This is a genomic window from Rossellomorea marisflavi (assembly GCF_001274775.1).
Lineage (GTDB): Bacteria > Bacillota > Bacilli > Bacillales > Bacillaceae_B > Rossellomorea > Rossellomorea marisflavi.
Genome location: NZ_LGUE01000001.1, coordinates 1,388,773 through 1,406,400, shown reverse-complemented (window position 1 = coordinate 1,406,400; position 17,628 = coordinate 1,388,773). Strand labels below are relative to the sequence as shown.

16 protein-coding genes are annotated in these 17,628 nt (G+C 48.9%); 15 read left to right on the top strand and 1 reads right to left on the bottom strand.

Features of this window, described 5'->3' with window-relative positions; all coding sequences use genetic code 11:
* Positions 1-16: 16 nt before the first annotated feature.
* Positions 17-493 (bottom strand): N-acetyltransferase, encoded by a 477-nt coding sequence (locus tag AF331_RS07025; RefSeq protein ID WP_048004149.1) that lies wholly within the window; start codon positions 491-493, stop codon positions 17-19.
* 195 nt (positions 494-688) lie between these two features.
* On the opposite strand from AF331_RS07025, the gene AF331_RS07020 reads away from it, so the two are divergent.
* The 15 genes from AF331_RS07020 to murD all read left to right on the top strand — a co-directional run bounded on the left by AF331_RS07020 (position 689) and on the right by murD (position 17,597).
* Positions 689-2,044: an acetyl-CoA carboxylase biotin carboxylase subunit gene (locus AF331_RS07020; RefSeq protein ID WP_053427817.1), complete on the top strand. Its 1,356-nt coding sequence runs from the start codon at positions 689-691 to the stop codon at positions 2,042-2,044.
* A 15-nt stretch (positions 2,045-2,059) separates the two neighbouring features.
* Positions 2,060-2,275: a biotin/lipoyl-containing protein gene (locus tag AF331_RS07015; RefSeq protein WP_053427385.1), complete on the top strand. Its 216-nt coding sequence runs from the start codon at positions 2,060-2,062 to the stop codon at positions 2,273-2,275.
* Between the two features lie 22 nt (positions 2,276-2,297).
* Positions 2,298-3,836 (top strand): acyl-CoA carboxylase subunit beta, encoded by a 1,539-nt coding sequence (locus AF331_RS07010; RefSeq protein WP_053427384.1) that lies wholly within the window; start codon positions 2,298-2,300, stop codon positions 3,834-3,836.
* A 177-nt stretch (positions 3,837-4,013) separates the two neighbouring features.
* Entirely contained in the window at positions 4,014-4,898 is an 885-nt protein-coding gene (locus AF331_RS07005) for a ketopantoate reductase family protein (RefSeq protein WP_053427383.1), read from the top strand.
* Positions 4,899-5,285 (top strand): DUF3397 domain-containing protein, encoded by a 387-nt coding sequence (locus AF331_RS07000; protein WP_053427382.1) that lies wholly within the window; start codon positions 4,899-4,901, stop codon positions 5,283-5,285.
* Positions 5,286-5,388: 103 nt separating this feature from the next.
* Positions 5,389-7,008: a bacillithiol biosynthesis cysteine-adding enzyme BshC gene (gene bshC, locus AF331_RS06995; protein WP_053427381.1), complete on the top strand. Its 1,620-nt coding sequence runs from the start codon at positions 5,389-5,391 to the stop codon at positions 7,006-7,008.
* Between the two features lie 209 nt (positions 7,009-7,217).
* A complete protein-coding gene (mraZ, locus tag AF331_RS06990; protein ID WP_053427380.1) occupies positions 7,218-7,649 on the top strand; it encodes a division/cell wall cluster transcriptional repressor MraZ in 432 nt (143 codons plus the stop codon).
* Between the two features lie 40 nt (positions 7,650-7,689).
* The gene (gene rsmH / locus AF331_RS06985; RefSeq protein ID WP_053427379.1) at positions 7,690-8,625 is read left to right on the top strand and encodes a 16S rRNA (cytosine(1402)-N(4))-methyltransferase RsmH; all 936 of its coding nucleotides are present in this window, start codon (positions 7,690-7,692) and stop codon (positions 8,623-8,625) included.
* A gap of 37 nt (positions 8,626-8,662) precedes the next feature.
* Positions 8,663-9,022, top strand: a complete 360-nt coding sequence (gene ftsL / locus AF331_RS06980; protein ID WP_048004141.1) for a cell division protein FtsL — start codon at positions 8,663-8,665, stop codon at positions 9,020-9,022.
* Positions 9,023-9,039: 17 nt separating this feature from the next.
* Positions 9,040-11,202 (top strand): penicillin-binding protein, encoded by a 2,163-nt coding sequence (locus AF331_RS06975; protein ID WP_235576328.1) that lies wholly within the window; start codon positions 9,040-9,042, stop codon positions 11,200-11,202.
* A 99-nt stretch (positions 11,203-11,301) separates the two neighbouring features.
* Positions 11,302-13,251, top strand: coding sequence for a stage V sporulation protein D (locus AF331_RS06970; RefSeq protein ID WP_053427816.1), 1,950 nt, complete (start codon positions 11,302-11,304; stop codon positions 13,249-13,251).
* A gap of 193 nt (positions 13,252-13,444) precedes the next feature.
* Positions 13,445-14,905, top strand: a complete 1,461-nt coding sequence (locus AF331_RS06965; protein WP_053427377.1) for a UDP-N-acetylmuramoyl-L-alanyl-D-glutamate--2,6-diaminopimelate ligase — start codon at positions 13,445-13,447, stop codon at positions 14,903-14,905.
* Positions 14,906-14,907: 2 nt separating this feature from the next.
* Positions 14,908-15,234 (top strand): hypothetical protein, encoded by a 327-nt coding sequence (locus AF331_RS06960; RefSeq protein ID WP_053427376.1) that lies wholly within the window; start codon positions 14,908-14,910, stop codon positions 15,232-15,234.
* A gap of 38 nt (positions 15,235-15,272) precedes the next feature.
* Entirely contained in the window at positions 15,273-16,247 is a 975-nt protein-coding gene (gene mraY, locus AF331_RS06955; RefSeq protein ID WP_053427375.1) for a phospho-N-acetylmuramoyl-pentapeptide-transferase, read from the top strand.
* Entirely contained in the window at positions 16,248-17,597 is a 1,350-nt protein-coding gene (gene murD, locus AF331_RS06950; RefSeq protein WP_053427374.1) for a UDP-N-acetylmuramoyl-L-alanine--D-glutamate ligase, read from the top strand.
* The last annotated feature ends 31 nt before the right edge of the window (positions 17,598-17,628 follow it).

Genomic DNA, 17,628 nt, shown 5'->3' with positions numbered 1-17,628 from the left:
CGGATTTTTTCGTTGATCAACCATGCTTTTGTTCTGATACTCCTTCAGGGAACCACACCATGGGATTCTCGCTGAGATCCCGTTCGACATCATACGTGACTTGATGAAAGTCCATCCTTTCCCAGAACCCCTGGGACTTGATGCGGGAATTTGTTTTGATCGGAAGCCCGAAGCTTTTGGCGAATTCCACGAGGATGCTGCCGTATCCTTTATTCTGATACTTAGGAAGGACTTCAAGCTTCCACAACTCAAGGTAATTTTGAGCTGGATCGAAGTACTGGTCGAACCTTGCATCACGCTGGTAAAGACTCATGCGGGCAACGAGCGTGTCGCCGAAATAGATTCCATAAAACGGGGATTCGCTATCGTTTTCAATGATATTTTCCTGAAGGTCGTCGAGCATGGAAAGCTCTTGAACACCATATTCTTTAAACTTCTTAAACTCTTCGAGAGTTTTGTAATTGACTTTCAGCTTCTCTACTTTATTTGCCATTTGAAATCCCTCCTGAAACATTTGAATGATTGCGGATGATCCGCTTTCAATTTATTTACCCTTAATTGCCCGATATATTATTATTATATAACAAATAAACAAAAAATTCTGCACTCAAATGAGAAAACGTTTACATTTTAGAGAGGAATTCCACGATTTTTGTAGAATTCCTACTATGAAGGAGGGGGAGAGATGATACAGAAAATACTCATCGCCAATAGAGGGGAGATCGCTTCGCGGATCATTTCCACCTGCAAACAGTTATCGATTGAAACCGTAGCGGTCTATTCAGATGCAGATGAAGAGATGCCGTTCGTCAAAGAAGCGGACCATTCATTCAGGATCGGGGAGTCTCAAGTGAACCGTTCTTATCTGATGATGGATACGATCGTGGAAGTGGCGAAACGTGAAGGGGTGGATGCCATCCATCCTGGTTATGGTCTATTATCTGAAAATGCTTCATTTGCCAAGCTGGTAGAAGAAGAAGGGCTCATCTTCATCGGCCCCGATTGGAAAACCATCGAGGTCATGGGGGATAAAGTGAAGGCCAGGAAGATCATGAAGGATGCGGGCGTACCTGTCGTACCCGGAAGTGAATCAGGCTGTGCATCCCTTGAATCAGCAAAGCACCTTGCCGCCGAGATCGGCTATCCGGTCATGCTCAAGGCGAGCGGCGGGGGCGGGGGCATCGGGATGATCCGGTGTGCCGATGAACAAGCGCTCGTTCAACATTTTGATTCGACCCGGAATCGTGCAAAAGCGTATTTCGGGAACGACGAAGTATTTCTTGAAAAATGTATAGATGAAAGCCGGCATATCGAAGTGCAGATCTTCGGGGATCAACGAGGTAATCTTGTTCACCTGTTTGAAAGGAACTGCTCCGTCCAACGGAGGAATCAGAAGGTGATTGAAGAATCCCCTTCACCGGCCCTTTCGGAAAAGACCAAGGAGTTGATGCTTGCCGCGGCAGTGAAGGCAGGAAAAGCCGTCGGTTACACCAATGCCGGCACCGTGGAATTCATTGTGGACCGTGATGAGCAGTTCTACTTCCTGGAAATGAATACACGTCTTCAGGTGGAGCATCCTGTGACCGAAGCCGTGACGGAACTTGATCTTGTCAAATGGCAGCTGAAGGTCGCCCAAGGTGAAGAATTGCCCATCTCAGCTCAAGAGGGAATCTTCTCAAGGGGGCACGCCATCGAGTTCAGGATCTATGCCGAAGATCCAAAAACGTTCTTCCCGTCCCCTGGTCTCCTTTCCACACTGAAGTGGGGAGAAAAGAAGGACGGCGTGCGGATCGATGCGGGTTATGCACAAGGGAACAAGGTGACACCGTTTTATGACCCGATGATCGCCAAGTGCATCGTAAGCGGGCAGGACCGCGCGGCTTGCCTTGAGACGGCAAGAAGATTTTTCGGCGGGGTGGAGATCCAAGGGGTCAAAACCAATCTTCCCCTCATCCGGGAAGTATTATCAGCCGATGGGTTCGTTGATGGGGTTTACTCCACTAAATGGCTACAGGATTACCTGTCTGCACAACAACAATCATAATGAGGAGGAACGAATATGAAAGAAATCAAAGCCACCATGGCAGGCACTGTATTGAATGTATTGACCGAAACAGGTAAAAGCATTTCGGCGGGGGAAATGGTACTCATGCTTGAATCCATGAAAATGGAAATTCCCGTTGAAGCGGAAGCTGGAGGAACGGTTGCAGAGGTAAAGGTGAATATTGGAGATTTTGTTAATGAAGATGATGTGCTGATTCTGCTGGAAGATTGACATTCACAAACGAGGAGGTGTAATGATGACATCAAAAACGACTGAGAAGCTTGAGGAAACAAGGGAAAGGATCCGTACCGGGGGAGAAGAGAAGTATCATCAAAAGCTGAAGGAGCAAAACAAGCTATTCGTCCGCGACCGCCTGGAGCAGCTCTTCGATCAGGGGGAATATCAGGAGGACGGGATGTTTGCAAACTCATCGGCCGATGGCCTCCCTGCTGATGGAGTGGTGACGGCTATCGGGAAAGTGGGCGGACAGACCGTCTGCGTCATGGCCAATGATTCCACCGTCAAAGCCGGTTCATGGGGGGCGAGGACCGTTGAAAAGATCATCCGTATCCAGGAAACGGCCATGAACCTGAAAGTGCCGATCCTCTACCTGGTGGATTCAGCCGGGGCAAGGATCACGGATCAGCTCGACATGTTCCCTAACCGGCGTGGGGCTGGACGCATTTTTCATAACCAGGTAAAAATGTCCGGCATGGTGCCTCAGGTTTGTCTCCTTTTTGGACCATCTGCCGCAGGTGGGGCATATATTCCCGCCTTCTGTGATCTGGTGATCATGGTAGAAGGAAATGCGTCCATGTATCTTGGGTCTCCGAGAATGGCGGAAAAGGTCATTGGAGAAAAAGTAACCCTTGAAGAAATGGGCGGTGCGAGGATGCACTGCTCCGTGAGCGGATGTGGTGATGTACTTGCTGCATCTGAAGAAGAAGCCATCAGGGAGGCGCGCCGCTATCTGGGTTACTTCCCTGCGAATTATCAGCAAAAGCCTGCTTTGATCGATGGTGGGGCGCCAGACTCGTCCAAGGTCTTGGAAGACTTGATCCCTCAGCATCAAAATGCCCCGTTTGATATGTACGACGGGATTCATGCCCTGATCGATGAGGGAACCTTCTTTGAGGTCAAGAAATTATTCGCTCCCGAGCTTATTACAGGGTTTGCCCGCTTTGATGGCAGGGTCGTCGGGATCATTGCCAACCAGCCGAAGGTGAAAGGAGGCGTCCTTTTCCATGATTCCGCGGATAAGGGGGCGAAATTCATCCAGCTCTGCGACGCCTTTCATATTCCGCTATTGTTCCTGGCAGATGTACCGGGCTTCATGATCGGTACGAAAGTGGAGCGGGCAGGGATCATACGCCACGGTGCAAAGCTTATTGCGGCCATGAGTTCTGCCACGGTACCAAAGATCTCCGTCATCGTCCGGAAAGCTTATGGAGCCGGACTTTATGCCATGGCAGGCCCTGCATTCGAACCGGATGTGTGCATTGCCCTTCCGACTGCCCAAATCGCCGTCATGGGTCCGGAGGCAGCAGTCAATGCAGTCTACTCCAACAAGATTCAAGCGATAGAAGATCCAAAAGAGCGTATTGCCTATGTCCAACAGAAACAAAAGGAGTATCAGGAGCATATCGATATTTATAAGCTAGCCTCCGAAATGATCGTGGATGAAATCGTAGCTGCAAATGAATTGCGTTCCGTCCTCATCCAGCGATTCGAGATGTACCAAACAAAGGATGTCGAGTTCAGCCATAGAAAGCATCCGGTTTATCCTGTTTGATGGACCGGTGCGTCATGCCCGGAAAGAGTCCCTATTCTTCTCAGGAAGAGTAATGTCTCTTCCGGGTTTTTTATCGTGAGTGTGGGGTATTTTCAGGCGCTCCGCAATATGAAACCTTTTGTATGAAGAATGAGGAATATTTGGTAAAATGAGTGTACATTGAAAGGCGGGGATCGGATGGATATCGGGATCATAGGGGCAGGGGCAGTCGGACTTTTGTTCGCCGGCTACCTTGGTAAACGACATGACGTGACAGTCTATGCAAGGAGAAAAGAACAAAGGGAACAGTTGGAAGCCCGTGGTGTCACAGTGTGGCGCGAAGGGAGTAAAGAGCAGACCGATGTGGGGGCAAAGTCTCTCAGCTCGCTTGACAGCCATCACGATCTTGTCATCCTTGCCGTAAAGGGGTATGACCTTGAGGAATCACTGTTCATCACCGTTCCCACCGATACCCCTCTTCTGTTCATCCAAAACGGAATCGGTCATATGGACTTCCTGAAGACACTTCCTCACGATACCGTCATGGCGGCATCTGTTGAACATGGCGCCCTCAAGGAGAATGATTATACCGTCTTACATAAAGGCGTGGGTGTTACGAACATCGCCTTGGTTCGGGGAGTGCCCGTGCCGTTGCAACGTTTGATGAAAGAAGAGGATGAGGCTTTCCCTTTTGAAGAAGAGGAAGATTATGAAACGATGCTTCTCAGGAAGCTGTTCATCAATGCAGTCATCAATCCACTGACGGCCATTGCCGGCTGTGTGAATGGAGAAATGATGTCGAATCCCCACTACAACGCCCTTATCAGGGAGGTCTATGGAGAACTTCTTCATCTTTACCCCCGTATGGAAGCAGTGATTTCCCTTGAAGACATCGAGAGCATATGTTTGAATACCGCTCAAAACCGCTCATCCATGCTCGCGGATGTGGAAAACGGCAGGAAGACCGAAGTCGAATCCATTCTTGGAGAAATCATCCGGAAGGCTTCACCTGTGGATGTACCGGTCATCCATACGCTCTATCTCCTCGTGAAGGGGAAGGAATCAACAGGGAGGCAAACATAGATGGCTTCTGCATTTTCTTTTATCATGGCGCTCGTTGTCCTCATTCCGTTCGCGGGCTATTTCATCAGTTTCATCATGGCGAAGGAGCTCACCGGAAGTCATCGTAAAGCCGTCCACATCTCTATCGATGTCACCACGATCCTTCTGATGATTTCCGTCCATTTCATCATCGTCGCCATCTGGGAACAATCCTATTTCTGGCTGATCCTGTTGACCGTACTCTGTTCGGCATTATTTTTCACCATCGTGTATTGGAGGCTGAAAGGGGAGGTTGATTACCGGGGAGTGATCAGGGGGACGTGGAGGCTCAATTTCCTTTTGTTTTCTTTTGCCTATCTTGCCCTTATGGTGACGGGTCTCGCTCTCAGGGTGATGGAATCCACCTGAGTCTCAACTTTTTTACCTGTCTTAGGCAAGTTTTTTCCTTTTCCTTTTGTGGAATGATATACTCATCGTTAGGAAATTATGAGCTAGAAAAGGAGTCATTCATATGGAATTGGAAAGCTTGGATATTCCAGCAATCAATCAGTTTGCTTCAAAGTATATGAAACAGGAAGAACCGGTCACTTCTTTCTTTCATTATAATATCAATGAACAGGACGTTTTCAGCCGTCGCCTGGAAGACCTTGGGGAGAGGGAATTTCCTCGGGAAGGACTCGTAACGTGCATCGCCTCCTATATGGAATCGCTTCCTTCGTCCGATGCCGTAGAAACATCCTTGGAAAAACTAAAAAACGATGCCGTGGCCGTCGTTGCCGGCCAGCAGGCAGGACTATTGACCGGTCCTCTCTATACCATACATAAAATCGTGTCCGTCATCAGACTTGCCCGTGAACAGGAACAAAAACTGAATCACCCTGTCGTGCCTGTCTTCTGGATTGCCGGGGAAGATCATGACTATCAGGAAGTAAACCACATCTTCTTGGAACAGGACGGAAAAATCAAGAAGAATGGCTATCCCGAACAGGTCGTCGATAAGCGTATGACTTCCGATGTCGAATATGATCCGGCAGTGATGAAAAACTGGATCTCATCCATACTCAAAGTGCTCGGGGAAACCGAGTTCACGGCTGGTCTTGCAGATGAGATGGACGGCCTTATCCGTGAAGGCGAAGATATCGTCACGTTTTTTGCCCGTTTCATCATGACCCTTTTTAAGGACTACGGGCTCTTGGTGATCGACTCTTCATATGGCGCTTTAAGGAAGCTGGAGGCTCCATATTTCCGCCACCTTATCGAGAACAGCCGTGAAATCACAGATCAAGTACTTATGCAACAGAAGACCATCCAGGCGGAAGGTTTCAATACGCAGCTTGAGATTTCCAGTGATGCAGCGAACATCTTCTTGAATCTGCAGAACGAGCGTGCCTTGCTCGAGAGGGATGGTTCAGGCTTCAAAGATAAGAATAACGACTTCTTCTTCACCAAGGAAGAACTTCTGGGAATCCTCGATGACCAGCCGGGGAGACTGAGTAATAACGTCGTCACGAGACCCCTCATGCAGGAATGGCTATTCCCCACTTTGAGCTTTATCGGGGGACCTGGGGAAATCGCTTATTGGGGTGAACTGAAAAAGGCATTTGAATTCATGGGGATGAATATGCCCCCTGTCATGCCGAGACTGAACATCACCATCCTTGAGCGGACGGTTGCCAAAAGGATTGAAGACCTTTCCCTTTCCTTGCAGGAGGTTGTAAGGAGCGGGGTCAGTCATGTGCGGGATGAGTTCCTGGACAGTCTGAAGCCGAATGAACTCGAGGGAGAATTACATGAGATCGAGACCTATCTGATGGCGAAGTATGAAGGCATCAAAAAAGAAGCGTCCGCTGTGGACAGCAACCTTGAGCCGATCGTCGATAAGAACCTTGAAATCCACCGGAAGCAATTCGAGTTCTTGCGAAAGCGGACGGAAAAATCCATCAGGGATAAGAATGAGCGACAGCTTTCCAGGTTCGATCTCATAGAGAATAGCATCAGGCCGAACGGCGGTCCCCAAGAGCGGACGCTGAATATTCTCTATTATATGAACAGATTCGGTCCGGATTTTGTTAACCGGCTCACCAATCTTCCCTTTACGTTCGACGGAACGCATAAAGTTGTCCACCTATAAGGTATTTAGCGACACGTACCACCATAAAAGGATCGATTTCGCTTGAAACGGCGATTTCGATCCTTTTTTTATGGTGTCTCTTGTCATGAAAACAGGGAAAAAAGAGACAGGTTTAGAGAGGAAATAATATGCAAGAAAAGAATATAGAAAAGAGTGGAGAAAAGTGGGGGGATGTGGTACATTTGTGATAGAAAGTGGGGGCAGTGCATATGTTCATGGGCGAATATCAACATAACATTGATACAAAAGGCCGTTTAATCGTACCTGCCAAGTTCAGGGACCACCTTGGTGATGCGTTCGTCATCACACGCGGTCTCGATGAATGCCTGTTTGGTTATCCCATGGATGAATGGCGCGCACTCGAAGAAAAGCTCAAAGCCCTGCCGCTCACAAAAAAAGACGCCCGTGCCTTTACCCGTTTCTTCTTTTCAGGAGCCACGGAAAGCGAACTGGACAAAACCGGGCGCGTGAACATTCCCACCACGCTTGTGAATTATGCAAAACTTGATAAAGAATGCGTTATATTGGGTGTTTCCAATCGAATCGAGATTTGGAGCAAAGCTATATGGGAAGACTATTTCACACAGTCTGAAGATTCCTTTGCAGAACTTGCAGAGAATATGATCGGATTCGATATCTGATCCCCCACCACTAACAGTCGATTGGAAAGGTGAAACCAACATGTTTAAACACACGACCGTATTATTGAAAGAAACTGTAGACGGATTGAACATCCAGCCAGACGGCATCTACGTGGATTGCACCCTCGGGGGAGCGGGACACAGTGAATACCTGGCAGGGCAACTCTCCAGTCAAGGGCACCTGTACTGCTTCGACCAGGATGAAACGGCCATCGCACATGCCAAAGAAAAATTAGAAGCGTTTTCGGATCGCATCACATTCGTTCAATCCAATTTCAGAAATCTGAAAGCGGAACTTGCGAATCTGGATGTACATAATGTAGACGGGGTGCTATATGATCTTGGCGTATCTTCCCCGCAACTGGACACGCCTGAACGAGGATTCAGCTACCACCATGATGCTCCACTGGATATGAGGATGGACCTTCAAGGTGAATTGAGTGCCTTCCATGTGGTGAATCACTGGTCCTTCGAAGATCTTGTCCGCATTTTCTACCGATACGGAGAAGAGAAGTTCTCCAAGCAGATTGCCCGGAAAATCGAGGCGGCCCGCGAAAAGAAACCGATTGAAACCACCGGGGAATTGGTCGAACTGATCAAAGACGGGATTCCCGCGCCGGCAAGGCGCAAAGGCGGACACCCTGCCAAGCGTGTCTTCCAGGCGATCAGGATTGCCGTGAACGATGAACTCGGTGCATTCGAAGATTCCCTTGAGCAGGCAATCGATATCCTCTCCCCTGGAGGAAGGGTCAGTGTCATCACCTTCCATTCCCTCGAGGATCGCATGTGTAAAACGATGTTCAAGGAAAAGGCTGCAGGACCGCAGCTTCCTCCCGGCTTACCCGTCATTCCGGAAGGGTACGAGCCCGAGTTGAAGCTGATCACACGAAAGCCGATCCTTCCTAGTGAAGACGAGCTAGAAATGAATAATAGGGCACGCTCTGCTAAGCTCCGTATAGCAGAAAAAAATAAATAAAAAATAGAAAAAAGATTGAATAATGGGAGGGATCACCTTGAGTAACTTAGCTAGAAATTATCAAACACAACCGATCGAGACAAGTGCACAACCAAAACCGAAACGACTGCGTGAGGGAAGGACATCCGTCATCACTCCCGGAGAAAAAATCCTTCTAGCAGCGTTCGCCATCATGTTCTGCTTCTTCGCAGTGAAGATAGTATCGAATGAAGCGTCCATTTATCAGGTGAATCGGGAACTGCAAGTAGCTGAGGGCGTCATCGATAAGCAGGAAAAAGCGAACACGGATCTCAAGATCCAGGTCAGTGAACTGAGTGCATATGACCGTATCCTTGATAAAGCGAAAGAGTTGGGTCTCAACTTGAAAGATAAGAATGTCAAGGTAGTGGAAGAATGATGAAAAAAAGATCCAGCATGAACATCGGAGCAGCCATCCTTTTCGGGATATTCGGACTGCTCTTTTTTATCATTATGGTCCGATTCGTCACGATTCAGGTCACGGGTGAAGTAGACGGGAAGGCCCTGACGGCAGAAGCTGCTAAGAAATACATAAAGGGCCACATCCTCGAGGCCAAGAGGGGATCGATTTACGACAATAATGGGGACGTGATCGCAGAAGACACTTCCGCCTATACGCTAGTCGCAATCCTGGATTCACAGGTTACCACTGATCCGAAAAAGCCGAAGCACGTGACAGATCCGGAAAAAACGGCCGAAATCCTATCTGAGTATATCGATATGGATAAAAGCGAAATTTACAAGAAGTTGAATCAAAAAGGTGAAAATGCCCCCTATCAGGTCGAGTTCGGCTCTGCGGGAAGAGACATCTCCCATCAGCAGATGCTCGAGATCAAAGAGGAAGATCTGCCTGGCATCACGTTCCGGAAAGAATCGAAACGATTTTACCCGAATGGAACGTTTTCGTCCCATCTGATCGGATTTGCACAAAAGAAAGATGAAGAAAGTTCTGAGACCACGGGAATGATGGGTGTGGAGAAGAGCTTTAATGATATTCTAAGCGGTACAAACGGCTCGGTGCAGTATAAGAGCGATGTCTGGGGATATCTCCTCCCGAATTCTGAAGAGCATGTCACCCCTCCGAAAGACGGAGACGATATCTATCTGACCCTGGACAAGAAGGTGCAGACTTTCCTTGAAGAGGCCATGAGTCAAGTCGAGAAAGAATACAAGCCTAAAAAGATGTTCGCCATCGTCTCTGACCCTAAAACGGGCAAGATCCTTGCCATGACCCAGCGGCCTACCTTCCATCCCGATGACAGGGAAGGTCTGTTGAACAACTGGACCAATACGATCGTGGAAGAGACCTTCGAACCGGGTTCCACGTTCAAGTCGTACTCCCTCGCGGCAGCAGTCAATGAAGGGAAATTCAATCCGGATGAACTCTATGAATCTGGTAAGTACTATGTGGACAAAGTTCCGCAGCCGATCAAAGACTATAATTACGGGAACGGATGGGGAACCATCTCGTACCTCGAGGGAGTCCAGCATTCGTCCAATGTGGCGTTTGCGAACCTCCTTGATAAGCTTGGATTCGAAACATTCGGAAACTACCTGAATGATTTCGGCTTCGGAAAACCTACCGGGGTGGGGCTGCCGAATGAGGCAGAAGGATCGATTCTGTATCACTACCCCATCGAGAAGTATACGACCATCTTTGGTCAGGGGACGACCGTGACTCCCCTCCAAATGATTCAGGCTGAGTCCGCCATCGCCAATGACGGAAAGATGATGAAACCTTATGTCATCTCAAAAGTGGTGGACCCAAATACGAATAAAGTGGTCAAAGAAACAAAACCGGAAGTTGCCGGGAACCCGATCACAAAGGAATCTGCCCAGAAAACGAGGGAGTACTTGGAAACCACCGTTACGTCTCCTGAAGGAACCGGAGCAAGATTCGCACTGGATGATTACAGGGTATCGGGGAAATCAGGGACTGCACAGATCCCTGATCCGGCGACGGGAAGATACAAATCCGGCGCAACGAATAACTATCTCTTCTCCTTCATGGGCATGGCGCCTGCAGATGATCCCGAGCTGATCGTCTATGTCGGAATCCAAGAGCCGGAGCTGAAGGAAGGGGAAATCGGTTCCGATCCAGTGGCGGCAGTCTTCAAACCGGTCATGCAGAACAGTTTGAAGTACCTGAACATCAAGCCTCAGGAGAAGGTGACACTGAAGAAATCATCGCTGCCGGATGTAAAGGACCTTTCGGTGAAAGAAGCGAAGGCCGAGCTTGAAAAAGCAGGAGTCGAACCGATCATTCTTGGAAAAGGAAGCACGGTGACGAAACAGTCACCGCCTTCTGGTGACAAGATCCTTGAAGGGGAGCGGGTCATCATTAAAACCGACGGAGAAACGACCCTCCCAGACATGACGGGTTGGTCCATCCGGGACGTTTTCAAAGTCGCAGGTCTGACCGACCTGAAACTGAAGGTCGAAGGCAAAGGCTATGTGGTCAAACAAAGCATTAAAGCGGGGACCAAGGTGAAAGAAGGCCAAGCCCTGGAAGTAACATTCAAGACACCTCAAGAACAGATGGAAAAGAAAAAAGAATAAGGGACGAAATATGGGGATCTGCCGAAGCCGGCGGGTCCCTTTTATTCTATGAACCGATTCGGAAATTATGGAACATACGTCCGATGGTCCAAGCATATAATGGAACGAGCCATAGAAGGGGAGGTTCCATTAGTGAAGAGAGTATCGAATGTAACAGTGAGGAAACGTCTGGCCATTGCACTTATTGCAGGGATCCTGATCTTCTCCATCATTGATGTGAGACTCGGGTACGTCCAGTTTTTCAAAGGGGACTGGCTCACGGGCCTTGCGAAGGATTCATGGAGCCGGAATATTCCGTTCCAGCCTGAGCGTGGTAAGATCCTTGACCGAAACGGTGTGGAACTGGCGGCCAATCAAAGCGCCCCCACCATATTTGTCGTACCCAGACAAATCACCGAACCGAAAGAAACAGCAGAGAAGCTTGCAGCCACCCTTAATATTTCCGTTGAGGCCGCATATAAATATGTAACACAGAAGGCAAATATGGTCTTGATCAAAGAAGCAAGGAAACTATCTTATGATAAAGCGAAGGAAGTACGTGATATGAACTTGAAAGGAGTTTACCTAGGGGAGGACTCAAAAAGATATTACCCGTATGGAAGCTACCTTTCACATGTATTAGGGTTTGCCGGTATTGATAATCAGGGCCTGATGGGGCTTGAATTATCCTATGATGAGGAGCTCAGCGGGGAAAAGGGATACGTGAAGTTCTTTTCTGATGCCAAAGGGAAGCGGATGCCGGATATGGCGGATGACTTCGAAAAGCCTGACAATGGACTTGATCTGAAACTCACCATTGATACCAAAGTACAGACCATCGTCGAGCGGGAGCTGGATATCGCGCAGGAGACGTATAATCCGGATGGGATCATTGCCATTGCCATGAATCCTAAAAGTGGTGAAATCCTCGCCATGTCAAGCCGTCCCACTTTTGATCCCGCCAACTTCAAAAACGTGCCGCAGGAAGTCTATAACCGGAACCTGCCGATCTGGAGTACGTATGAGCCCGGTTCCACTTTTAAAATCATCACCCTTGCAGCAGCTTTGGAAGAGAAGAAGGTGGATCTTCATAAAGATACATTCCATGATCCAGGCCATGTAGAGGTTGCAGGGTCCACGCTTCACTGCTGGAAGCGGGGGGGACATGGGACCCAGACATTCCTGGAAGTGGTCCAGAACTCGTGTAACCCAGGTTTTGTCGAGCTTGGGGAACGGTTGGGGAAAGAGAAGTTGTTCGAGTACATCGACGATTTTGGATTTGGACAGAAGACCGGAATCGATCTTCAGGGAGAAGGAAAAGGGTTGCTCTTCAATCTGGATCGCGTAGGACCGGTGGAGCAGGCGACAACGGCATTCGGCCAGGGTGTGGCCGTCACACCCATCCAGCAGGTGGCCGCTGTAGCTGCCGCTGTGAATGGTGGAACCCTCTATCAACCGTTCATAGCTAAAGAACTGGTCGATCCGAAGACGGGTGAAGTAGTGATGAGGAAGACCCCTGAAGCGAAGAGGAAGGTCATATCGGAAGATACATCGAAACAGATAAGGGAAGCACTTGAAAGTGTCGTTGCCCTCGGCACGGGAGGAAAGGCATTCGTAGAAGGATATCGAGTCGGTGGCAAGACGGGTACGGCACAGAAAGCCAAAGACGGAAAGTATCTGGAAAATAACCATATCGTATCTTTCATGGGCGTCGCACCGATGGATGATCCGGAAATCGTCGTGTATGTGGCCGTCGACAATCCGAAAGGAACCGTTCAATTCGGTGGGGTCGTGGCCGCGCCGATTGCAGGAAGTATCATCGGGGACAGCTTAGAGGCGATGGGTGTACCGAAGAGAAAGGATCAAATCGAGAAAAAGATGACATGGCTGGATGTCCCGCTCATCAAGACACCAGAGCTCGTCGGTTTATCAAAGAGTGAACTCCAGGAGCAGCTTGTGAATTTGAAGCTCGAAGTCAGCGGTGAGGGTGACCATGTCGTGAGTCAGTCACCGGACCCTGGCGTCAAGATCAAAGAGGGATCGACAGTAAGGGTTCAGATGTCTGAATAAGGAACGGCCGGACTTTTTAAGGGATTCCTGTGAAAGTCCGGCGTTTTCGCGTCAAGTCCACCGTGTTTGATCGGAAGCGAAATCGATAGAAAACGAGATGAACCACGAACTAAGTGAAAAGGTTGATAGCTTTCAGTCGTTTTTTTTTGTAAAATATATAAAGGTTGCTTTCTACCTGTTAGGAGTTGAAAAGATGAGATTGCACACAATGCTTGAAGTACTACCGTTTTTCACAGTACAGGGTGAAGGGGATCCATCTATTTCGAATATTGTGAATCACCATAAGGATGTTAAGAAAGGCGATTTATTCATCTGTATCAATGGTCTTGAAATCGACAGCCACTCCCTCGTCATGGAAGCGGAGCGGAACGGGGCTGCCGCGGTGCTGGCGGAGAAGGAAGTGAAGACAGGATTACCGGTCGTGATTGTTCCAGACACAAGGAAAGCCATGGCCATCCTCTCTGATTATTTCTTCAAGCAGCCGTCCCACCGTTTATTGCTTGTCGGGGTAACGGGAACAAACGGCAAAACCACCACGACCCATCTGATCGAACAGATCTATGCGGGTTCCGGTCTTACCACCGGCTTGATCGGCACGCTGCACATCAAAGTGGGGGGAGTACTCCAAAAAAGCCGGAACACGACACCGGATAGCCTTACGCTACAAAGGACATTCAAGGACTTCGTGGACAAAGGCGTACAATCAGCCATCATGGAGGTCTCTTCCCATGCGCTGGACCAGGGAAGGGTGCACGGATGTGATTTTGACATCGCGGTCTTTACCAATCTCACCCAGGATCATCTGGACTATCACCGCTCCATGGATGAGTATCGGAACGCAAAGGGCCTGCTTTTTTCACAATTGGGGAATACGTATTTTAAAAAATCACCGAAGTATGCGATTATTAACAGGGACGATGAAGCGGCGGATTACTATATCAAATCCACCGCGGCCCACGTTTTCACCTATGGATTGACCGAAGAAGCTGATTTTTATGCGAAAGACATTTCCTTGAGAGCATCGGGCACCTCATTCACCATGATGACTCCTTTCGGTACGGAGAAGCTTTCAATCAGCATCCCGGGGCTATTCAATGTCTATAATGCACTCGCAGCCGTTGCCTCATCTTCTGCTGCCGGCATCCCTTTGGCTGAAAGTGCAAGGATCCTGAGTGCGGCGACGGGAGTGAGGGGTAGATTCGAAACGATTTCTGCCGGACAGGAATTCAGTGTAATCGTGGATTATGCTCATACCCCGGATGGATTGAAAAATGTCCTGGAGACGATCCGTTCCATCACAAAAGGAAAAATCATCGTCATCGTCGGGTGCGGTGGCGACAGGGATAAGATCAAAAGACCGATCATGGCTGAAATCGCCTGCGAGTATGGGGATTTTGCCATCTTTACATCTGATAATCCCCGCGGAGAAGATCCTATGCAGATCTTGAAGGATATGGAATCCGGGGTATTCGGTAAAGAGTATGTCATGATCGAAGATCGTAAGGAAGCCATCCGCCGCGGTATTGCCATGGCTTCAGGCGATGATGTGGTATTGATTGCCGGAAAGGGCCACGAAACCTATCAGATCATCGGGTCCCAGGTGTATGAATTCGATGATCGCGAAGTGGCGAAGCTCATCATCAAGGGGGAATAGGCATGCTTTCTTATGAAGATATCCTGCTTCTCTTCCCTGAGGCCAAGGGGATACGATTCCCCGGTTTGACCTTCGGTATGATTGCGACTGATCCAGGAGAGAAGATGAGCAAGGGGCTCTATGTGCCCCTCGACGGAGGGGCCGACCTCCTCGGCCCCATAGAATCGGGTGCTATCGCTTCCTTGTGGCCACAGGATATGGCCGTTCCTGCCCATGTTCCCAATCATTTTCCCTTGTTCATCGTAGATGATATGAAGCTTGCCTATGAGAGACTGATCGCCTGTTGGGAGGGTGGATCAGACAAACAGATTAAACCACCCCGGGGCTAACATCCCCAGGGGCAAGAGAGAAAGGACGAACATTCAGAATGACGGAACAAGTAATCTTATATACTATCATCGCAGCATTTATCATAACAGCCGTGCTTGCGCCGATTTTCATCCCCTTCCTTAGAAGGTTGAAATTCGGTCAGAGCATTCGTGACGAAGGTCCCCAGTCCCATCAGAAAAAGACCGGGACACCGACTATGGGAGGGATCGTCTTTTTGCTTTCCATCGTTGCCACTACCTTCCTCATGACCGGCAGATTCTCCGATATTGGTCCAGAAACCTATCTGATGATCCTTGTCACAGTAGGATTCGGACTGCTTGGATTCCTGGATGATTTCATCAAGGTGGTCATGAAGCGAAACCTCGGTCTGACATCGAAACAGAAGCTGGCAGGTCAGATTGTCATCTCCATCATCTTTTATCTGATCTTCAAGCAGAATGATTTCTCAACGGCCGTATCGATCCCGATGACGGATATCTCCGTTGAACTTGGATGGTTCTACTGCCTATTCATCATCTTCTGGCTTGTTGGATTCTCCAATGCAGTCAATCTGACAGACGGGCTCGATGGCCTTGTTTCGGGAACCTCCGCCATTGCCTTCGGAGCCATGGCCGTACTTGCATGGAATCAGTCCCAATTCGACGTTGCCATCTTCAGTGTCGCCGTTGTAGGAGCTGTGCTTGGATTCCTCGTATTCAACGCCCATCCCGCAAAAGTGTTCATGGGGGATACGGGATCCCTTGCACTTGGAGGAGCGATTGCAACAGTCGCGATCCTGACGAAGACTGAGATCATCCTGATCTTGATCGGGGGAGTATTTGTGATCGAGACCCTTTCCGTCATCCTTCAGGTTGCCTCCTTCAAGACAACGGGCAAGCGAATCTTTAAAATGAGTCCGCTCCACCATCATTATGAACTATCAGGGTGGTCCGAGTGGCGTGTAGTAGTAACCTTCTGGACAGTGGGCCTATTGTTTGCCGTCCTGGGAATTTATATCGAGGTGTGGTTATAAGTGAAATCATCAGTCAAATTCAAACATAAAAAAGTATTAGTGCTGGGTCTTGCCAAGAGCGGTGTTACGGCAGCATCCCTCCTACATAAGCTGGATGCCTTTGTCACGGTGAATGACCAAAAGCCTCTTTCGGAAAACCCTGCCGCCCAGGGTCTCCTTCAGGAGGGGATCAAAGTGATCACTGGCAGCCACCCCATCGAACTCATGGATGAAGGCTTCCAATATGTAATCAAAAATCCGGGGATCCCTTATACCAATCCCCTTATTCAAAAAGCACTCGAAAAAGGCATCCCGGTGTTGACGGAGGTGGAACTTGCTTACCTGATCTCGGAAGCCGACATGATCGGGATCACAGGTACAAATGGAAAGACCACGACTACGACACTGCTATTTGAAATGCTGGCGGACGGAGGGCAAAACCCTTTGATCGCCGGGAATATCGGTACGGTTGCCTCAGAAGTGGCGCAGGAAGCGGGGCCCCATAATAAAATGGTGGTAGAGCTTTCATCTTTCCAATTGATGGGCATAGAGGATTTCAGACCGCATATCGCCATTATCACCAATCTATATGAAGCCCATCTGGACTACCATGGCAGTCTTCACGACTATTGGCAGGCAAAAGTGAACATCACGAAGAATCAAACGGAGGATGACTTCCTCATCATCAATGATGATCAAACCCATTTGATCGAGGCTGTTGCCCATACTAAGGCACAAGTGGTGCCTTTCTCCACTACGAAAGAAGTACTTGATGGAGCCTATATCAAGGAAGACGCGATTTATTTCAAAGATGAGTTCATCGTCAGCCTGGACGATATCGTCCTGCCGGGTGCACATAACCTTGAAAACATTCTGAGCGCTGTGGCAGCGTGCAAACTGTATGATGTGCCGAACGAAAGCATCAAGAAGGTCCTTTCCGTTTTCGCAGGGGTCAAGCACCGCACGCAATTCGTCAAGGAAGTGGAAGGCCGGAAGTTCTATAACGACTCGAAGGCAACGAACAGCCTTGCCACGAAAAGTGCCCTGAACGCCTTCGCAGGTCCCACGATCCTCCTTGCTGGTGGATTGGACCGCGGAAATGATTTTGATGACCTTATTCCGTATATGAAGAATGTATCAACCCTCATCGTGTTCGGTGAAACGGCCCAGAAGCTCGCAGAAACAGGTAGAAAGGCAGGGATAAAATCCATCATCACTGTCGATAATGTTGAAAAAGCTGTTCCTGTGGCATATGAACATTCGCGGGCAGGGGATGTGATCCTCCTGTCGCCTGCATGCGCGAGCTGGGATCAGTATCGCACTTTTGAGGAACGAGGAGACATGTTTATCGACGCCGTGCATATGCTTTAATAAGAGCTTGTCTCATAGAGCAACCGCACAC